We start from the raw sequence: 16,845 nt of genomic DNA, 5'->3' as shown, positions 1-16,845 counted from the left end.
GGGCTACCGGTGCAAAGGGTGAATGACATGATGCAATCAGACGATTTCGGTTTCGGTACAAAGATCCGCAAATCCCCTAATTTTGACGCGACCGTCCGCTGGGGCGCCAAGGGGTTCTCGGTTAACAACCACATGTAAATCCCGCGCGACCTGTCGAAGATGGCGATTGGCCAGTGCAAATACATCCTGATCACCAATGCCGAAGGCGGCATCCTGAACGATCCGATCCTGCTGCGCCTTGCGGAAAATCATTTCTGGATCTCGCTGGCAGACAGCGACATCCTGCTTTGGGCTCAGGGCGTCGCGGTGCATTCCGGCATGGATGTTACCATCGTCGAACCCGATGTTTCGCCGCTGCAGTTGCAGGGGCCGAAGTCGGGCGAAATCATGCGTGTGCTTTTTGGCGACGACATAATGGATCAAAAGTATTACTGGCTGCGCGAGGTCGATCTTGACGGCATTCCGCTTGTCGTGTCGCGCACAGGTTGGTCAAGCGAACTGGGTTACGAGCTTTACCTGCGCGACAGCACCCATGGCGACGCGCTGTGGGAGCGGATCATGGCCGCCGGCATGGAATTCGGCCTCAAGCCCGGCCACACCTCTTCGATCCGCCGGATCGAAGGCGGAATGTTGTCCTATCACGCCGATGCCGACATCCACACCAACCCGTTCGAACTGGGCCTTGACCGGCTGGTCAATCTCGACACCGAGGCCGATTTCATCGGCAAGGCCGCGCTGCGCCGTATCAAAGAGGAAGGCGTACGCCGCAGACAGGTGGGTCTGATCATCGACTGCAATCCGCTGGAGGGGCCGAACACAACGTTCTGGGCGATCAATAAGGGTGACGAGACCATCGGCAAGGTGACGTCCGCCATCTATTCGCCGCGCCTGAAACAGAACATTGCGCTGGCCATGGTGTCTGTGGATCACGCCGTTCTCGGCTCGGATGTGGAAGTGGTGACCAAGTCGGGCCCGACCCCCGCCACCATGGTCGAATTCCCCTTCTACGACCCGAAAAAGAAAATCGCCGCAGCCTGAGCGTGTCCGGAAAGAAGAGCACTGAACCATGTCCGATCTTTCGATCCAACTGCACTGGCACCGCGCCGAACCCGTCCTGCAAACCGGCAAATACTCCAACGCGCACAGGGTTCAGTTCAACAACAGCCACGAGGTAGAAGTGGACTCCGCCCCCGGTTGGGGCGGAGATCCGGCCAACACCAACCCCGAACAGGCACTGGCTTCGGCCCTGTCGAGCTGCCACATGATGACCTTTCTCGCGCTCTGCGCCAAGGCTGGCTGGCCGGTGGCCAGCTACCACGACTACGCCGAGGCACATCTGGGCAAAAACCCCAAGGGTCAGATGTCCGTCATCCGGATCGACCTGCACCCCGTGGTGCGCTTTGACACCGGTTTCAACGTCAGCGCCGCGCAGCTGGCCGAGATGCAACACCGCGCCCATCGTTACTGCTTCATCGCCAACACGTTGGCGGACACGGTCGAAATCAACATCAAGTAATCTCCATCAAAGAATCTGATCCGTGCAATAAAGCGGCATCCTGCTGCGCGACCTGGATGCCGCTGGCATCCTGCGCCTGACCCTGAACGACATAAAACGCAGCAACGCGCTTTCCGAGGCAATGCTGGCGGTTCTGTCGGAAGCCTTTGCCGAAGCGGGAGGAAACCCGCAGGTGCGCGTTGTAGTTCTGGCGGCAAAAGGCCCGGCCTATTGCGCGGGTCATGACCTCAAGGAGATGACTGCTGGACGCGTGGCTGCTGACGGCGGACGAGCCTGTTTTGCCAAGGTGATGTCGCTGTTGATATCAGCGCCGGAGGATATGAAAGCCGCAGGCTTTGAGGTGACCCATCTGTACGGGCTGACCGAAACCTATGGTCCTGCGGTGGTCAATGACTGGCATCGCAGCTGGTCCGATCTGCCGCCCGCCCAGCAAGCCGCGCTGAAGGCGCGCCAAGGCGTACGCTACCTCCCGCTGGAGCAGTTGGACGTGATGGACGCGGAAACCATGCAGTCGGTGCCGCGTGACGGTCAGACTATGGGCGAGGTGATGTTTCGCGGAAACGTCGTGATGAAGGGCTACTTCCGCAACCCCAAGGCCACCGAGGAGGCCTTTGCCGGTGGTTGGTTCCACTCCGGTGATCTGGGGGTCATGCATCCCGATGGCTACATCCAGCTCAAGGACAGGTCAAAGGACATTGTTATCTCGGGCGGAGAGAATATCTCCTGTTGCGAGGTCGAGGAGGCGCTTTACCGCCACCCGTCGGTTGAAGTGGCTGCCGTGGTGGCAATGCCGCACGAAAAATGGGGCGAAACCCCCTGTGCATTTGTTGAATTGGCCAAGGGGCAGGAGGCCGATTCAGAGATCCTGCGCAGCTGGTGTCGCGGCTATCTGGCGTCCTACAAGGTTCCCGGCAGGTTTGTGTTCATGTCGATACCAAGGACCTCGACCGGGAAGATCCAGAAATTTACTTTGCGCGAACAGGCAAAGAAAATTGCGTCCTGACCAGAGGCGCCGCACGTAAGCCGGCGGGTTGGTTTAAAAATGTAGCCAACGTCCGAAATGACAGGCAGCGGTATCGTACGCTGTAGAAGTAAAAACGGCTTTTTAGGGTCGATGTCAGTTCGGTCAATGGAAACTTAGAACGGGTTCCTACCTGTTCGTGTCCCACGTGACGTTCGGTGGTTTTGGTCCGGCGCAGGCGTTCGGAAAAATTCACGGAATGTTTGTTGTGCTAGAAGGAGCAGCCGTTCGCATTGATGTAGAACCATAAGATCGAACAAAAGAACGCCATCTTGGATGGCTAGGCAATCTTTTTACCTGCAAAAGCCTTGCTGATTGCACCGTTTGGCTCAGCAAGAAGACTTAGAGCGACGACACTCATGGTGCATAACAGTCGCCGATATGATACCTTGTCAACCCTGTAACATCGGGGGGAATACTCATGCCAAAGTTCATAACAACGGGTCGCTTGACCAAGTCTGGGGTTGACGGGTTGATGGCGAAACCGGAAGACCGCATGCCTGCTTTGAAGGCTCTTACCGATGCCGTTGACGCCAAAATTCTCTCTTACTACCTGACAACAGGTCGCAACGATTTCGTTATGATTACTGAAGGGGCGGATATGGAAAGCGCGGTATCCGCAATTATGGTCGCAGTGCATTCTGGTTCCGTCAGCGACGTGGAAACTGTGCAGGCCTGGACTTCAGCGGAGTTCGCAGAAATGGCGAATACCGCCAACGACATCGTTGGAAAATACCAAGCGCCTGGAAGCTGATCTCATCCGTTTGCCGGCCGGTCGCCTCAACCGCCAAACTAAAGCAATGTGTGTTCGACCGCTAAGGGTTCAACGCAATCGTCCGCGTCCTTCTGTCCGTTGACTGTTTAGGCGTGAGTAGCAGACCCAACTTTTCGAAAAGCCAAGGTCCATCATGTGGACAAAGCAGCCCAATGCTGTCGTTGCATCGCGGATTGCCTTGACCGAAATCGCAAACTAACCCTCAGGTGTCGTTCTCGCCATCACTGTCTTCTCCGCCTTCACCCTGTTCGGCAGACCAGGTTCCTGCCGTCTCGATCCCCCCCCCACGCGGTCCGATCAACGTGAAGTGCATACGGTTGCCAAGTTTTTCTGAAGCATCGCCCGACACGAGATGCCCTGTCATCACCATAACCCCTTATTTTCGTTGATTTGCGACATAGCTTCCTGCAACGCGAGCCGGCCAGCCCAGCACTTGGACTGAACGCTGTTCTATTCTCGATAACGGTGTCCGTCCACGTTCACCACTGCAGCGCCATTCTGCGGTCAAGCTTACGCCGTTCGGTCGTTGCCGCGTTGATAGGTTACGGTTTCAGTTGTTGAAAATGGAAACGCTGCCGATTGACTTTCGGCGGCGTTCCAAGAGCTACGCCATTAATTTTCACCGGCCAAACGGGCTTGGCGTTCTACTTCGCCGATGAGCGTGCCATGACCGCTGCACGTTCCGTGCGCAATCCCATGACGATGCAGACGCACAGAAGCACAAGAACGACCGCAAACGGCAAGCCGGTGGAGATCACCATGGATTGCAGCGAGGCCAATCCCCCTGCCGAAAGCAGCAGCACGATGGCGACCGCGCCCTCGAACGTGCACCAGAACACCCGTTGTGGCACAGGCGCGTCGATCTTGCCTCCTGCCGTGATCGTATCAATCACGAGGCTGCCCGAGTCCGACGAGGTGACAAAGAACACGATCACGAGAACGATACCCACAAGCGAAGTGATGGATGCCAGCGGAAGCTGCGACAGCATCTCGAAGAGCTTCAGTTCCAGCGGTGCGTTTACGACACCTTCGTAACCGTCCACGAGAAATTGCTGGATTGCCGTACCGCCGAAAACGCTCATCCACAGGACGCAGACGAGTGACGGGATCAGCAGAACGCAGATGATGAACTCTCGCACCGTGCGACCGCGGCTGACGCGCGCGATGAACATTCCGACAAAGGGCGACCAGGAAATCCACCATGCCCAGTAGAAGGCCGTCCAGCCTTGGACAAAGTTCGTGTCCTCGCGTCCGAACGGGTTCATCAACGCTGGCAGATACTCAAAATACGCGCCCAGCGACGAGAAGAAGCCCGAGATAAGCGCTAGTGTGGGGCCGACCAGCAGCACAAACAGCAAGAGAAGTACGGCAAGCCCCATATTGATTTCGGACAGGCGTTTGACCCCGCCGTCGAGACCGCGGATGACAGAGATCAGTGCCACGATGGTGATTGCGGTGATCAGAATCACGAGCAGTGCGCCGCTGTCAATTGTCCCCGAGTCTTCTGTGTTGCCGAAAGGCAGCCCCAAGAAGCTCCGCGTTCCCTCCTCCGCGACACCGGAGCCGTAGAGGACCGTAAGCCCATTCGCCGCCTGCGTTGCGCCGAAGCCGAGTGACGTTGCGAGTCCGAAAAGAGTTGCAAACACCGCAAGCGTATCGATGACATGGCCCGTCCAGCCCCAGACCCGGTCCCCAAAGATCGGGTAGAAGGCCGAGCGGATCGTCAGTGGCAGCCCCTTGTTGTAGGTGAAAAGCGCCAGGGCAAGCGCAACCACGGCATACATGGCCCAAGGATGCAGGCCCCAATGGTAGATCGTCGCTGCCATGCCAAGGCGCACCGCCTCGGCCTCGTTCCCGGCCGCGCCGCCGAGCGGAGCCCAGTCGGTTCGCAAACCGTCCTCGCCAATAGTTGTCCCTCCAAGGGACGAGGCGAAGTGACTCATCGGCTCGCTTACGCCATAGAACATCAGCCCGATGCCCATTCCAGCGGCAAAGAGCATTGCGAACCACCCCACGTAGCCATAATCAGGTGTCGCGTCGGCACCTCCCAGCCGTACCGATCCTAGGGGCAGCACGATCAGCGCGAGGCAGAACAGAACGACGAGGTTACCTACCGATAGGAAGAACCAATCGAAGGTTTGAGTCACGAAAGAGAACATGGCCGAAAAGGCCGTGCCGGCAAAATCCGGCAGAGCGAGAGTGAAGAAAACGAAGGCCATCACCACAAGTCCCGAGATCGCGAAGACCGGGTTGTGGATGTCAAACGGGATGGGCCCGACATTGCCTTCCACGTTGTCTTGCCCGATGTCGTAGTCCGTCTTGATAAGGTGATGGTCGCCCTCAGGGGAGGGTATGCCCTGGGCGTCGACGTCTTCGGTATAATTTTGGTCGGTCATCGTTACGTTCCCTGTTCTGGCGTTTGTTGCGGCGTCGGTTCGGCGTCATGCACGCACTAGCATCACCGATGCGCTCGTGTGCGAAGCGACCCGTCCACCGTGGGAGCCGAGGTCGAAATGGCGCGGAATGTGCGAGGCCATGATCACGAGGTCGGCATCAAGGTCGCTTACTGCCCTTTCGAGCACATGGTCGATCTCGACGGCCGGGTCGTGCGACGTGACGGCATGTGCAGCCGTCTCCGAAATTCCATGCTTGGCCTTCTGTGCCGCGGCGAAGTCAGCAAGCTTCGCGCCGAACTCTTCTGGGTTATGGGCCACCGAACTTGGTTGGGGACCCGTAACACCGACATACGACACTCGCGCGCTGTAGTGCCCGGCCAGATCTGCCGCGACCTTCAGCGCAGACTGCAACGCGTCAGGATGCGCAAGGTCGACCGGCACCATGATGTGCTTAAACAATAGAAAGTCCCTCCTTTGCCCAGAGCCGGTCATTTCAGGGGGGGAACACGTACACCGTCACGGTGATGGTAGCAGAACGCGGCCCTGAAATGCCGCCTCGTTTTCATCTGTGTAACAAATTGGCCTGCATTTGCAAAGCGAAGCACCCAGATCACCTGCGCCTGCGCTGCACCGTCGTAAGGGAGTCTCTGAGGTCGTCGGTGCTGGGAAATGATCGTTGAATGCCACGTCTGAAGGGCTTTGGTTTACCCGTGAAGTAGTCGCTTACTCGGTGTCGACATATCATCGGTTTGCACTAAGCATGGCGGATGTCGAAAACTTTCGGACCGAACGCGGCGCCACCATCAGCCGCAAGTCTATCCGTCCCTGGGTGATCCGGTTCGGCCCCCAAGTTCGCGGCTTGTATCCGGTGCTATCGTCTCCGGCCAGCTGTCATATGGTACATGGACAAGTTCGTCGTTTCGATCAACGGAGTGAAACATTGGCTGTTGCGGGCCATTGATGCCAACGGAGATGTCCAAGACGAGCTGATGTTCCACCCTCCAATGGCATTTCCCTTTCCTCGACCACCCCGCTACCAGACCTTGAGGTGGCTTTCATGCAACAGCGGATGCTGCAGATCGAAGAACCCGATCAGTCAAGATTTGGTCGAGACTTTCGATGACTGTTTTTGCCCATGTTTCATTCGCGAACAGCTTTTGGGGCAACAAACCGTCTGCCGTTTTCAAAGCACCGAAGATTGCCCTTGCGTCTTTTTTTCCCGCCAACAGTTCATGGATTTCCCGCTCTCTCGGATCACGAAGACTATAGCGATTTCCGTTTTCGCTTTTTCCCAGTAGGTATCGGAACCAGACCGCTGTCGCGAATGCGTAGGTCTGGATGGATGCGCCTTCTACCAACGCTTCTTCTGCGGGCTCAAAAATACGTTGAGGCATTTTCATGCTGCCATCCATCGCGATCTGGTAGGTCGCATGCTGGATGTCGGGGTTCTCGAAGCGTTCGATCAGCTTGTGTGAGTAGGCTGTATAGTTAACCCCGGCCAGCGGCGTTAACTTCGTGCTGACCGCGGCCAAATGGAGTTGCACAAGTTCACGCAGCTCAGGGGTACTCATACATTCGCTGACGGTTTTTATCCCAGCCACATGTCCGGCGTAGGCCAGAAGCGAGTGCGATCCGTTCAGCATTCGCAGCTTCATCTTTTCATACGGAGCAACGTCTTCGACAAAAATCGCTCCGGCAGCATCCCAGGCAGGGCGATCATATTTGAAGTCGTCTTCTATCACCCACTGGCTGAATGGCTCTGTCTGTACAGGAACCGCATCAAAAACTCCCACGGTTTTCGTTGCTTTTTCGACAAAGTCATCCGTTGTTTCGGGCGTTATTCTATCCACCATCGTTGATGGGAAGGTCACATTGTTTTTGATCCAGTTCGAAAGATGCGGGTCAATCCTATCAGAGAAGTCCAGCACAACATGTCTTGTGATTTCACCATTGTTGGGAAGGTTGTCACAACTGAGCAGAGTGAACCCTTTCAATCCCAGAGTGCGGCGTTCACTCAGAGATTTAACGATAAGACCCGGAACGCTGATCGGTTGGTCGAACTCGGCAAGATCGTGACGGATGGTTGCGTTGTCCAAATCCAGCCTATGATCGCGTGTGTTATAGCAATACCCTTTTTCCGTCACGGTCAGGCTGACGATTTTGACCTCTGGGGATGTCAACAGCGCCATGATTTGGGCACGTTGAATTCGCAGTGCAAAAGCCGTGGAAATACTGCCTATGATCCGAGCACAGCTTTGGCCCGGTGATTTTTCAATCAGAGTATAGAAACCGTCTTGTTCGGCCAACTTCTGCGCGGTTTCAGTTGAGCGCATACTGATTGCAGCAATGCGCCAGTCCCCACCGGATGCCGCCAGCGCGGTGTCAGTATATGCCGCTTGATGTGCGCGATGGAACGCCCCAAGCCCTATGTGGACAATCCCCGTTCCATGTGCGGTGGGTTCGTACCCGGGGCGTCCCACGTTGCGACAAATGTTTGAAAGTGAACGCCCACTTAACCGCAGGTCATCGGCCGCTTTCATATGACAATCCATCGATCAAACCCCGCAGTTCTGCAAGACCCTTGAGGCGTCCGATCGCCGGGTAACCAGGTTGAGCCTTGCGCGTCAGATCATCCAGAATGTCCTGACCATGATCAGGTCGAAACGGAATCGAATGGTCGGCGCGGCCAGCAGATTTACGGCGGTTTTCTTCGCGAAGGATCGCGGCGACCAAACTGGGCATGTCGACATCACCACTCAGATGTTCGGATTCGTGAAATGATCCAAACACGCCATCATGCTCGCGGCGGACGTTGCGAAGATGCAGGAAATGAACTCTGTCACCCAATCGATCCATCATGCCCGGCAGATCATTGTCTGACCGGGCCCCCAATGAGCCCGAGCAGAGCGTGATTCCGTTGGCGGGAATATCTACCGCTTCGATGAGCCGTTCGTAATCGGCTTCTGTCGACATGATCCGGGGCAGGCCCAACAACGGCACTGGTGGATCATCGGGGTGGCAACAGAGCCGTAGCCCCAGCGTCTGCGCAACAGGTGCGACTTCTTCAAGAAAATCAGTTTGATTGCGTGCCAATTGATCGTGATCGAAAGCTGCGTAAATCGCCAGCTGCTCTTTTATATCATCAAGGCTGAAATGCTCTGCAGCGCCTGGCAGCCCGCAAACGATATTGTCAACGAGGCGCTTTTTGTACGTCTCGTTTGTCGACTGGAACCGATGGTGTGCTTCTGTGACAAGCTCGTCATCATGTCCTTCAGACGCACCGTGGCGCTTCAATATGAAGACGTCAAACATGATGAAGTCGACAAGATCGAACCTCATGCAGGTGGCGCCTGTGTCCACCTCATGTGAAAGGTCCGTTCTGGTCCAGTCGAGAAGCGGCATGAAATTGTAACAAATGACCTCGATACCGGCTAAAGCAATGTTTTCAAGGCTGGTTTTGTAGTGTTCGACATGCTCGCGCCAACTGCCTGTTTGCCTTTTGATATCCTCTGAAACTGGCAGGCTTTCAACAACAGACCATTTAAGCGGACGCTGAGAACGTACGGAGTTTTCCGCAATATAGTCCCGGCGCTCGGTTATTTCAGACAGCGGCCAGATCACACCGGGCGGTATGTGGTGAAGGGCTGTGACAATCCCAGATGCGCCTGCCTGTGTGACATCGCTTAAAGAGACCTGATCCTGTGGACCGAACCATCTCCAAGTCTCTTGCATTGTGCCTTCCTCCTGAATTCTTGCGTTTGCTTTTTCTGCCATCCGGGAAAGCCTGTCAACATTCTTGTTGACTTGTATGGAAGTTTACGAGAAACAACACGCAGGAGGACAACGTGGTGCATGAAGTCGTTATCAATGATGCTTTCGATCGCGACGCGGCGATAACACCGCAGATCTATCGGATATTGCGCGAACGGATCATCAAGAACGATCTGCCGCCGGGCTCCAAACTATCTGAACCGGAGCTTGCGCGGCATTATGAAATCAGCCGCCAACCTGTGCGCGAGACTTTCATAAAGCTTTCCGAGGAAGGGCTTGTGATTGTGCGGCCGCAGAGAAAGACGCAGGTCACAAAGATCGACTTTCCAACTGTGTTGCAGTCCAGGTTCGTGCGTGAGGCAGTCGAGGCCGACATTGTCTCAGAGCTGGCGGGCTCAGCCGACAAAGCGTTGATCAAAGACCTTCGCAGCCAGTTGAAGAACCAGTTGAAGGTCGCCAAAACATCGCGCCCGGATTTCATCAACGAAGATACGAAGTTTCACCGAACCTTGGCGGAAGCGGCTGGAAAAGAAATCGCCTGGAAGTTCCTGGAAGGGCTCAACAGTCAAATGGACCGTGTGCGCTTCCTCAGTCTGGGGCAATTCCCAGCCGAGCAACTGGTCGAAGAGCACGGGAAAATAGTGGATCAGATCGAACGTCAGGATAAAGCGCAGGCCTCAGCCGCCATGCGCAAGCACCTGCGGCGGTTGATCAATGATCTTCCTAAAATCGTTCGCCAACACGAAGAATTCTTTGATCGGTTCGACCCCGAACTGATCGACACATAGTCACCAAAACGGAGGAAAAAATGGTGTTTAGGCTCAAAAACCTGGTGGTCGCAGGGCTGCTGTCTCAACTCATCGGCGGGGTGGCTTCTGCGCAGGAAGTCACGCTGAAACTCGGCCATCTGGCAAACGAGCAAAACGCCTGGCACCTTGCTGCTGTCAAATTCGGCGACGAGCTCAACGCGCTCACCGACGGGCGCATTGCCGTGGAAATCTTTCCCAATGAATCACTGGGCAAGGAAATCGACCTGATCAACGGCATGCAGCTGGGTACGGTTGATATGACAATCACCGGTGAAAGCCTGCAGAACTGGGCGCCGATGGCCGCCTTGCTGGCAGTTCCGTACGCCTATGCCTCGACCGAACACATGGATGAGGTCGCTAGCGGTGAGATCGGTGATCAGATCGAAGCACAGATTGTCGAAAAGGCTCAGATCCGCCCAATTGCCTATTTCGCGCGCGGTCCTCGTAACCTGACCTCGAACCGTCCGATCGCGCATCCCGATGACCTGAATGGCCAGAAAATGCGCGTTCCCAACGTTCCGCTGTTTGTCGACGTCTGGAGTGCTCTTGGCGCCAACCCGACCCCAATGGCGTTTTCGGAAGTCTTTACCTCACTTCAAAACGGCACCATCGGATCGCAGGAAAACCCCCTTGCCCTGATCCGCTCGGCTAACTTCAACGAAGTCCAAAGCCATGTGAACCTGACGCAGCATGTCCGTTCGTGGATTTATCTGACGATTGCGGAATCCACCTGGCAATCGCTCAGCGAAGAGGATCAGGCCCATGTGATGGAGGCAGCCGCGCGTGCGCAGGCTTATGAGCGCGGATTGCTGGACACCAGCCTGGCGGACGACCGGGCGTATCTTGAGGCAAACGGCATGACCTTCGTCGAGGTCGACGGCGCAGCCTATGCAGCAAAGGCAAAAGACGCCGTGCTGGCCAATGTCAACGATGAGATCAAGCCGATCGTTGAAGAGCTGTTCAACAGCCAGAACTAAGTCATCAGCAAACCCATCTGCCGCTGGTTTGATCAGCGGCAGATGTTTTTGAAGGGGAAAGGCCGTGATGAAGCGTGTCCATCACTCTATGACATTGATATGCAGGATCGGCGCGCTCGCCGCCTTTTCGGTTTTGATCATCGCGGTGCTCACTCAGGTGGTCGGCCGCACCATTGGCAACTCGCCGGTCTGGACCGAAGAGCTTACCCGCTTTGCCCTGATTTACCTGACTGCATTTGGCACTGGTGTTGCACTGATGACAGGTGATCTGGTGAACGTCGATGTCATCTGCGATGCACTTCCCGGAGATCTGCCTAGAAAGCTGAGGATGCTGGCATCTGCTGCGACGGCCATTCTCAGCATCATCCTAATTCCCGGTGCCATGAAATACGTAAAGATTGGCACATTGCAAAGCTCTCCTGCCTTGGCGCTGCCTATGGAGTTTGTGCACTTCAGCGTCTTGCTACTTTTGGGCCTGCTCGCGGCTTTTGCTGCCCTGCGCTTCGTCCTTGATTGGGCAAAAATCGAATACCGGCCCCAAAGCGCCAGTGGAGCAGAACAATAATGGAAGTCTTTGTCCTATTCGCGGTTTTCGTAGTCGGACTGATGGTGGGCATTCCCGTCGCCATCACACTTGGCTTGTCCTCGATGGCCTATCTGTTGCTTGCGGATATTCCGCTGGTTGTAATGCCACAAAAAATCTATGCGGGCATGGATGTCTTTGTTCTGCTTAGCATCCCGGGCTTTATTCTTGCCGGAAACCTGATGAACAACGGCGGGATTACCGAACGCATCATTCGGTTTGCAAATGCACTCGTTGGATGGATACGCGGCGGTCTGGGCCTGACCAATATCGGTGCGTCCATGCTGTTCGGGGGGATCACGGGTACAGCAGTGGCTGATGCGGCCTCAATCGGTGGCGTAATGATCCCCGGCATGAAAAAGGCTGGATACCCGGCTGATTTTTCAGCTGCGGTCACAGCCGCGTCTTCAACCGTAGGTCCCATCATCCCGCCAAGTGTCCCAATGATCATCGTCGGTGCCTTGTCCGGTATTTCAGTCGGCAAGATGTTCCTTGCCGGGGCGATCCCGGGTGTTCTTATGGGTCTGGGTATGATGGCAACGTGCTACATCATTTCCGTGCGCAAAAACTTTCCACGGCAAGAGTGGCAGGGCTTTAGTGAAATCGGAAAAGCGTTTGGCGGTGCATTCTGGGCCCTCGCGATGACCGGGATCATTCTCTATGGGCTGCTCAGTGGCATTGCGACACCAACGGAAACCGCCATTGTTGCAAGTGTCTATGCCTTTGTTGTCGGCGCTTTTGTCTATCGTGAGCTGCCGGTGCGGCTGGTGCCCAAGATCATATCGGACAGCGCTGTCTCTGCCGCGGCCATTCTGGCGCTGGTCGGATTTGCCAATGTGTTCGGGTGGATCCTCGTTTCGGAACGCATCCCCCAAGCTATTGCATCTGGCGTACTGACGATCACTGAAAACCCCATTCTGGTTATTCTGATCATCAACATCCTCCTGCTGTTCGTTGGTATGTTCATGGAGACGATTGCCGCGCTGATCATCCTGTTTGTACCTCTGCTGTCGCTGGCCACTGCTGTCGGTATCGAACCTTTGCACTTTGCGACATTCGCGGTCCTCAACCTTATGATCGGCTTGACGACCCCGCCGGTTGGCGTGTGCCTGTTTGTATGCGCCGGAATCGCCAAATTGCCCCTGACGCCGGTGGTGCGTGCAATCTTTCCGTTCCTTCTCAGCAACCTGATCGTCCTGCTGATGGTGTCTTACATCCCGGCACTGGCAACTTGGTTGCCCAATCAGATCCTTCCATAAGGTGCATCATGGAAACGCGAATTTGTCGGCTACATGCGGCCCATGACCTGAGGATTGAGAGTCAGACCGTTCCTGACCTCGGGCCGGACGATGTGCAGGTCGCGGTTGGCGCCGGGGGAATTTGCGGTTCCGATCTGCACTACTATCACGACGGGGGTATTGGTCAGATCAGGGTGCGGGAACCGATCATCGTCGGCCATGAGGCGGCCGGTCACGTGACGCAGGTCGGGATGAACGTGACCGGGTTTGCCACAGGTGATCTGGTTGCGATCAACCCTAGCCTTCCATGTGGGCAATGCGGCTTTTGCAAAAGGGACGAGTTCAACCACTGTACAGAAATGCAGTTCATGGGCTCTGCATACCGAATGCCGCACGAGCAGGGGATGTTTCGCGAAATCCTGACTGTACCCGCCTCGCGCGTGCACCGCTTCACCAATCCGATACCCATGAATCAGGCCGCTTGTACGGAACCTCTTGCTGTATGTCTTCATGCCGAGGCACAGGCCGATTGTCTTCGCGGAAAAACCGTTTTGATTACCGGATCGGGGCCGATCGGTGCACTGATGACTTCGGTTGTTGCTCGAAAAAATCCGCGCGACTTGATCGTGACGGACCTTCACGATTTTCCTCTGTCAGTCGCAAAAAAGATGGGTGCGTCTGAGACAATCAACGTCGTCGATCGACCCGAGGCATTGGAGCCTTTCCGCCAGAACAAGGGGCAGTTTGACGTGGTGTTCGAATGCACCGGATCGCCTGCTGCCATTGCCGCTGCATTGACCATGCTCAGACCACGTGGAACCATGATATTGGTTGGCGTCGCCGGAGAGGTCAGCCTGCCCCTGAACGTAATCGTAAGCAAAGAAATCCGAATGGTCGGCACCCATCGGTTTCATCCCGAATTTGTCGAGGCCGTGCGGCTGATTGACATTGGTGAAATCAACGTCGAACCAATAATTAGCCGATCCTTCAACATCGAAGATGCCACAGCGGCATTCGATCTTGCCGGGGACAGAACTCAGGCCATAAAAGTCCACCTTACGTTCAAAAAGGATCGCAAGTTATGAGCGGTATGAAAATTGCATGTGTCGGTGAGGTGATGCTTGAATTGCAAGTGTCCACGGTCCCCGGTCCGGCGCAGGTCGGGGTGGCAGGGGATGTTCTCAACACAGCGATCTACCTGCGTCGAATGTTACCCGAGAACCATAGCGTGAGTTTTGTCAGCCTTCTGGGGGATGACCGCCTGTCTGATGACATTGTCAGGTTCGTAGCCGAGCAGAACATCGAGACGTCTCGATTGACGCAGTTAAGGGACAAGCTTCCCGGCGTTTATGCGATCAGCACCGATGAAGCAGGTGAGCGGAGTTTTCAGTACTGGCGACAGAACTCAGCAGCACGGCAGTTGTTTCAGGCAGAGGCAGAGCCACGCTTTGACATGCTCGCAGGGTTCGATCTTATCTACCTGTCCGCGATTACTCTGGCTATCCTGCCGCAGACCGTCCGGCTTTGCCTTCTGGACTGGATTGACAGCTATCGCGCGCGCGGGGGGCTTTTTGCCTTCGACTCAAACTATCGCCCCAAGCTCTGGGAGTCGGAACATGCAGCACGCGAAATAATCGAAGCATCGTGGCGCCGGTGCGACTTTGCCCTGCCTTCGGTAGATGATGAGTTGGCCGTATTTCACGAGAAAGACGAGGCTGAAGTCCTCACCCGGTTTAGCGGCTATACGGGCTGTGTTGGTGCGTTGAAACGGGGTGTCTTGGGGCCAAAATCCATCAACGAAGTCACGACCCCATCCTCCTTTGAACCAGCGAGAACCGTTGTGGATACTACAGCAGCTGGCGACGGGTTTAACGGGGGTTATCTGGCTGCAAAACTGTCGGGGCGGTCCCAGTCAGAGGCGCTTGATCAGGGTCACGAATTGGCACGCAGAATTATTGGTTTTCGAGGTGCGATAATCCCGGTTTGATATTAAGCTTTGCGGTTGGCGGTGTGTCCGGATGCGGAAGATGGCAGTGGCCGCTGGATCGATGAAACTGAATTCGACTGTTTGCGTGTTCGCTTAAGTCATTGACATAAAATACTATTACGCGCGAGATAATTCGCGATACGCCCTCTCATGATCGTGAATTGATAATTTGGACGCGCAACGACACCTAACACGCATGAAAAAGCTCTTGGCCATACTGCTATTGGCAGCCACCGCGACATCTGCTCAGGACTTGCAGGGTAATGATACTGCAAGCAACTGGAAGGGTACGCATCACGCCAGATTTGGCATTTGGAACTCTATATGTGACGAGCGGGTAGAATATGGCGAGCTTGTTCAACGATGTTACTTAAGATGGGTCGACGTCTTCTCACCACGTCCCAACTTCGCGGGCCAGTTTGTCTTCATTGTCCCGGAAGACACAGGGTACAAGGTTGAATTTGGAATAGAGCCGGGGACTTTTTTCCATCCCAACGGGTTTCGCATCGAGCGGGCAGGAGAGGCCGTTTGGCGCACCCGATGGCCCGGATGCCTCACCGGGCTTGGATGTGACTTCTACGAAGATGACGCCGATGACTTGATCGGTCAGATGAGACAAGGTGGTGCTTTTCTGTTTAACTTTCGCGACCGGCATGGTGTGTCGCGTGCGCTGAACTGGCCCTTGGACGGCTTCGACGGTGCGTGGACAGATTTCCAGCAGCAATCCCGGCTTCGCGACCTGATCGAATAGACGTTCTTTTCTTCGAAGACGCCTGGTCAGAAAAGGTATGAGTTAGTTCGTGTCCGGATTCGATACGCCGACTTTTTTCGTGATCAGGAAAGCCAGACACAGAACTGCTGACATGGCCAGAAACATGGGGCTGCACCGCGTGCGCAATGATCTGACAAGGAAACCGGTGCCTCTTGTAGCTGATGGATGATGAATTCATCGATGCCACCCACGTCCAAATAATAACAGTAGCAATCGAACGACGCTTAACGTGGCAACTCACACGCGCTGTTGGACACTCATCCAAAGAAACAGCTGTCCGACTGCAGCAATACGGTTGAGTGCAAAACTCAGCGGTAAGTGCGTACTTCCATTGGTGTTGTTTCAATTGCGGTCAGGATTTCCTGCAGCAGCAATTCCTCAGCTCGGTTTTTGACCGTGGCCGGGTTCCAGACAACGTGAACGTCGATGGCGGGCAGACCTTCGTAAAGAGGAACCTGCCAAAGTTGCTGATCGCGGACATCCCGGGCCGCAACGTGCAGGGCGAGGGGGCAGATACCAAGACCGGCCATAATCATGCGCCGGACTTCTTCCAAATGGCTTGAGACGCCGGTTATCTTCTGCCCCAATTCGGCTTGAGCCCTGATGACAGTGACCGGTCGCAGTACATCCAGGAGGCGGTCTGTTTCACCGCGACCTCGGCAATGGCATCGGCGCTGGAATGTACTTCGAGTGAGAAAGTTGCAGCGGGATGGTTTGCATGAAAACGGGCCAGAGCGTCATCGAGCACGGGGCACACGACGTGGCTGGCAACTGCGATCTTCATGTTGCCCTGAACCTCGTCCGTCAAGTCTCGTAGCAAGGTCGAGAGACGCAACACGGATCCGTTGATCTCGACAGCTTCACGATACAGCAAGCGACCTGCATCGGTCAGCGCTAGCGGTAAGGTGACTTGCAGAAACGCTTCCCGATGACTGGATTTTCACCCTGCCTCTGATGTTGCCAGCGGTTCTGGCCGGTGCACTGTTCGCCTTTACGATTA

The 16,845-nt window shown here is 55.5% G+C and carries 17 protein-coding genes and 1 pseudogene; 11 read left to right on the top strand and 7 right to left on the bottom strand.

Annotated elements, in window-relative coordinates; translation table 11 throughout:
- Nucleotides 1–27 precede the first annotated feature (27 nt).
- From LCM21_RS08450 to LCM21_RS08430, 4 genes and pseudogenes are all read left to right on the top strand, one after another.
- Nucleotides 28–1,038 (top strand): annotated as a pseudogene (locus LCM21_RS08450) (glycine cleavage T C-terminal barrel domain-containing protein).
- A gap of 28 nt (nucleotides 1,039–1,066) precedes the next feature.
- Nucleotides 1,067–1,516, top strand: coding sequence for an OsmC family protein (locus LCM21_RS08445; RefSeq protein ID WP_224890210.1), 450 nt, complete (start codon nucleotides 1,067–1,069; stop codon nucleotides 1,514–1,516).
- A 37-nt stretch (nucleotides 1,517–1,553) separates the two neighbouring features.
- Entirely contained in the window at nucleotides 1,554–2,519 is a 966-nt protein-coding gene (locus LCM21_RS08435; RefSeq protein WP_404818124.1) for an AMP-binding enzyme, read from the top strand.
- 439 nt (nucleotides 2,520–2,958) lie between these two features.
- Nucleotides 2,959–3,291 carry a GYD domain-containing protein gene (locus tag LCM21_RS08430; RefSeq protein WP_224890209.1) on the top strand — a complete coding sequence of 111 codons (333 nt, stop codon included), beginning with the start codon at nucleotides 2,959–2,961 and terminating at the stop codon, nucleotides 3,289–3,291.
- A gap of 223 nt (nucleotides 3,292–3,514) precedes the next feature.
- On the opposite strand, the gene LCM21_RS08425 is transcribed toward LCM21_RS08430, so the two are convergent.
- The 5 genes from LCM21_RS08425 to uxuA all read right to left on the bottom strand — a co-directional run bounded on the left by LCM21_RS08425 (nucleotide 3,515) and on the right by uxuA (nucleotide 9,440).
- On the bottom strand, nucleotides 3,515–3,676 hold the full coding sequence (locus LCM21_RS08425) for a hypothetical protein (RefSeq protein WP_224890208.1): 162 nt from the start codon (nucleotides 3,674–3,676) through the stop codon (nucleotides 3,515–3,517).
- Between the two features lie 280 nt (nucleotides 3,677–3,956).
- Nucleotides 3,957–5,708: a BCCT family transporter gene (locus LCM21_RS08420; protein ID WP_224890207.1), complete on the bottom strand. Its 1,752-nt coding sequence runs from the start codon at nucleotides 5,706–5,708 to the stop codon at nucleotides 3,957–3,959.
- Nucleotides 5,709–5,753: 45 nt separating this feature from the next.
- Nucleotides 5,754–6,167 (bottom strand): universal stress protein, encoded by a 414-nt coding sequence (locus LCM21_RS08415; protein WP_068334067.1) that lies wholly within the window; start codon nucleotides 6,165–6,167, stop codon nucleotides 5,754–5,756.
- A 596-nt stretch (nucleotides 6,168–6,763) separates the two neighbouring features.
- The gene (locus tag LCM21_RS08405) at nucleotides 6,764–8,248 is read right to left on the bottom strand and encodes a mannitol dehydrogenase family protein (RefSeq protein WP_224890206.1); all 1,485 of its coding nucleotides are present in this window, start codon (nucleotides 8,246–8,248) and stop codon (nucleotides 6,764–6,766) included.
- Nucleotides 8,232–9,440 (bottom strand): mannonate dehydratase, encoded by a 1,209-nt coding sequence (gene uxuA, locus LCM21_RS08400; RefSeq protein ID WP_224890205.1) that lies wholly within the window; start codon nucleotides 9,438–9,440, stop codon nucleotides 8,232–8,234. The genes LCM21_RS08405 and uxuA overlap by 17 nt, the downstream gene beginning before the upstream one ends.
- Before the next feature lie 113 nt (nucleotides 9,441–9,553).
- Between uxuA and LCM21_RS20775 the strand changes: the two genes are divergently transcribed.
- The 7 genes from LCM21_RS20775 to LCM21_RS08365 all read left to right on the top strand — a co-directional run bounded on the left by LCM21_RS20775 (nucleotide 9,554) and on the right by LCM21_RS08365 (nucleotide 15,824).
- Nucleotides 9,554–10,267, top strand: coding sequence for a GntR family transcriptional regulator (locus LCM21_RS20775; RefSeq protein ID WP_224890204.1), 714 nt, complete (start codon nucleotides 9,554–9,556; stop codon nucleotides 10,265–10,267).
- A 20-nt stretch (nucleotides 10,268–10,287) separates the two neighbouring features.
- Nucleotides 10,288–11,265 (top strand): TRAP transporter substrate-binding protein, encoded by a 978-nt coding sequence (locus tag LCM21_RS08390; protein ID WP_224890203.1) that lies wholly within the window; start codon nucleotides 10,288–10,290, stop codon nucleotides 11,263–11,265.
- Nucleotides 11,266–11,332: 67 nt separating this feature from the next.
- Nucleotides 11,333–11,830 carry a TRAP transporter small permease gene (locus LCM21_RS08385; RefSeq protein WP_224890202.1) on the top strand — a complete coding sequence of 166 codons (498 nt, stop codon included), beginning with the start codon at nucleotides 11,333–11,335 and terminating at the stop codon, nucleotides 11,828–11,830.
- Nucleotides 11,830–13,107: a TRAP transporter large permease gene (locus tag LCM21_RS08380; RefSeq protein ID WP_224890201.1), complete on the top strand. Its 1,278-nt coding sequence runs from the start codon at nucleotides 11,830–11,832 to the stop codon at nucleotides 13,105–13,107. The genes LCM21_RS08385 and LCM21_RS08380 overlap by 1 nt, the downstream gene beginning before the upstream one ends.
- Nucleotides 13,108–13,115: 8 nt before the next feature.
- The gene (locus LCM21_RS08375; protein ID WP_224890200.1) at nucleotides 13,116–14,171 is read left to right on the top strand and encodes an L-idonate 5-dehydrogenase; all 1,056 of its coding nucleotides are present in this window, start codon (nucleotides 13,116–13,118) and stop codon (nucleotides 14,169–14,171) included.
- Nucleotides 14,168–15,073: a sugar kinase gene (locus LCM21_RS08370; protein WP_224890199.1), complete on the top strand. Its 906-nt coding sequence runs from the start codon at nucleotides 14,168–14,170 to the stop codon at nucleotides 15,071–15,073. Before LCM21_RS08375 ends, LCM21_RS08370 begins: the two co-directional genes overlap by 4 nt.
- A 196-nt stretch (nucleotides 15,074–15,269) precedes the next feature.
- Nucleotides 15,270–15,824, top strand: a complete 555-nt coding sequence (locus tag LCM21_RS08365) for a hypothetical protein (RefSeq protein WP_224890198.1) — start codon at nucleotides 15,270–15,272, stop codon at nucleotides 15,822–15,824.
- 329 nt (nucleotides 15,825–16,153) lie between these two features.
- Here the strand turns inward: LCM21_RS08365 and LCM21_RS08360 are convergent, their stop codons facing one another.
- On the bottom strand, nucleotides 16,154–16,375 hold the full coding sequence (locus LCM21_RS08360; RefSeq protein WP_420854633.1) for a hypothetical protein: 222 nt from the start codon (nucleotides 16,373–16,375) through the stop codon (nucleotides 16,154–16,156).
- Between the two features lie 41 nt (nucleotides 16,376–16,416).
- Entirely contained in the window at nucleotides 16,417–16,719 is a 303-nt protein-coding gene (locus tag LCM21_RS08355) for a hypothetical protein (RefSeq protein ID WP_224890196.1), read from the bottom strand.
- Nucleotides 16,720–16,845 lie beyond the last annotated feature (126 nt).

The organism is Ruegeria profundi, from assembly GCF_020171505.1.
Lineage (GTDB): Bacteria > Pseudomonadota > Alphaproteobacteria > Rhodobacterales > Rhodobacteraceae > Ruegeria > Ruegeria profundi.
This window is presented reverse-complemented; position numbering and strand designations above follow the sequence as displayed.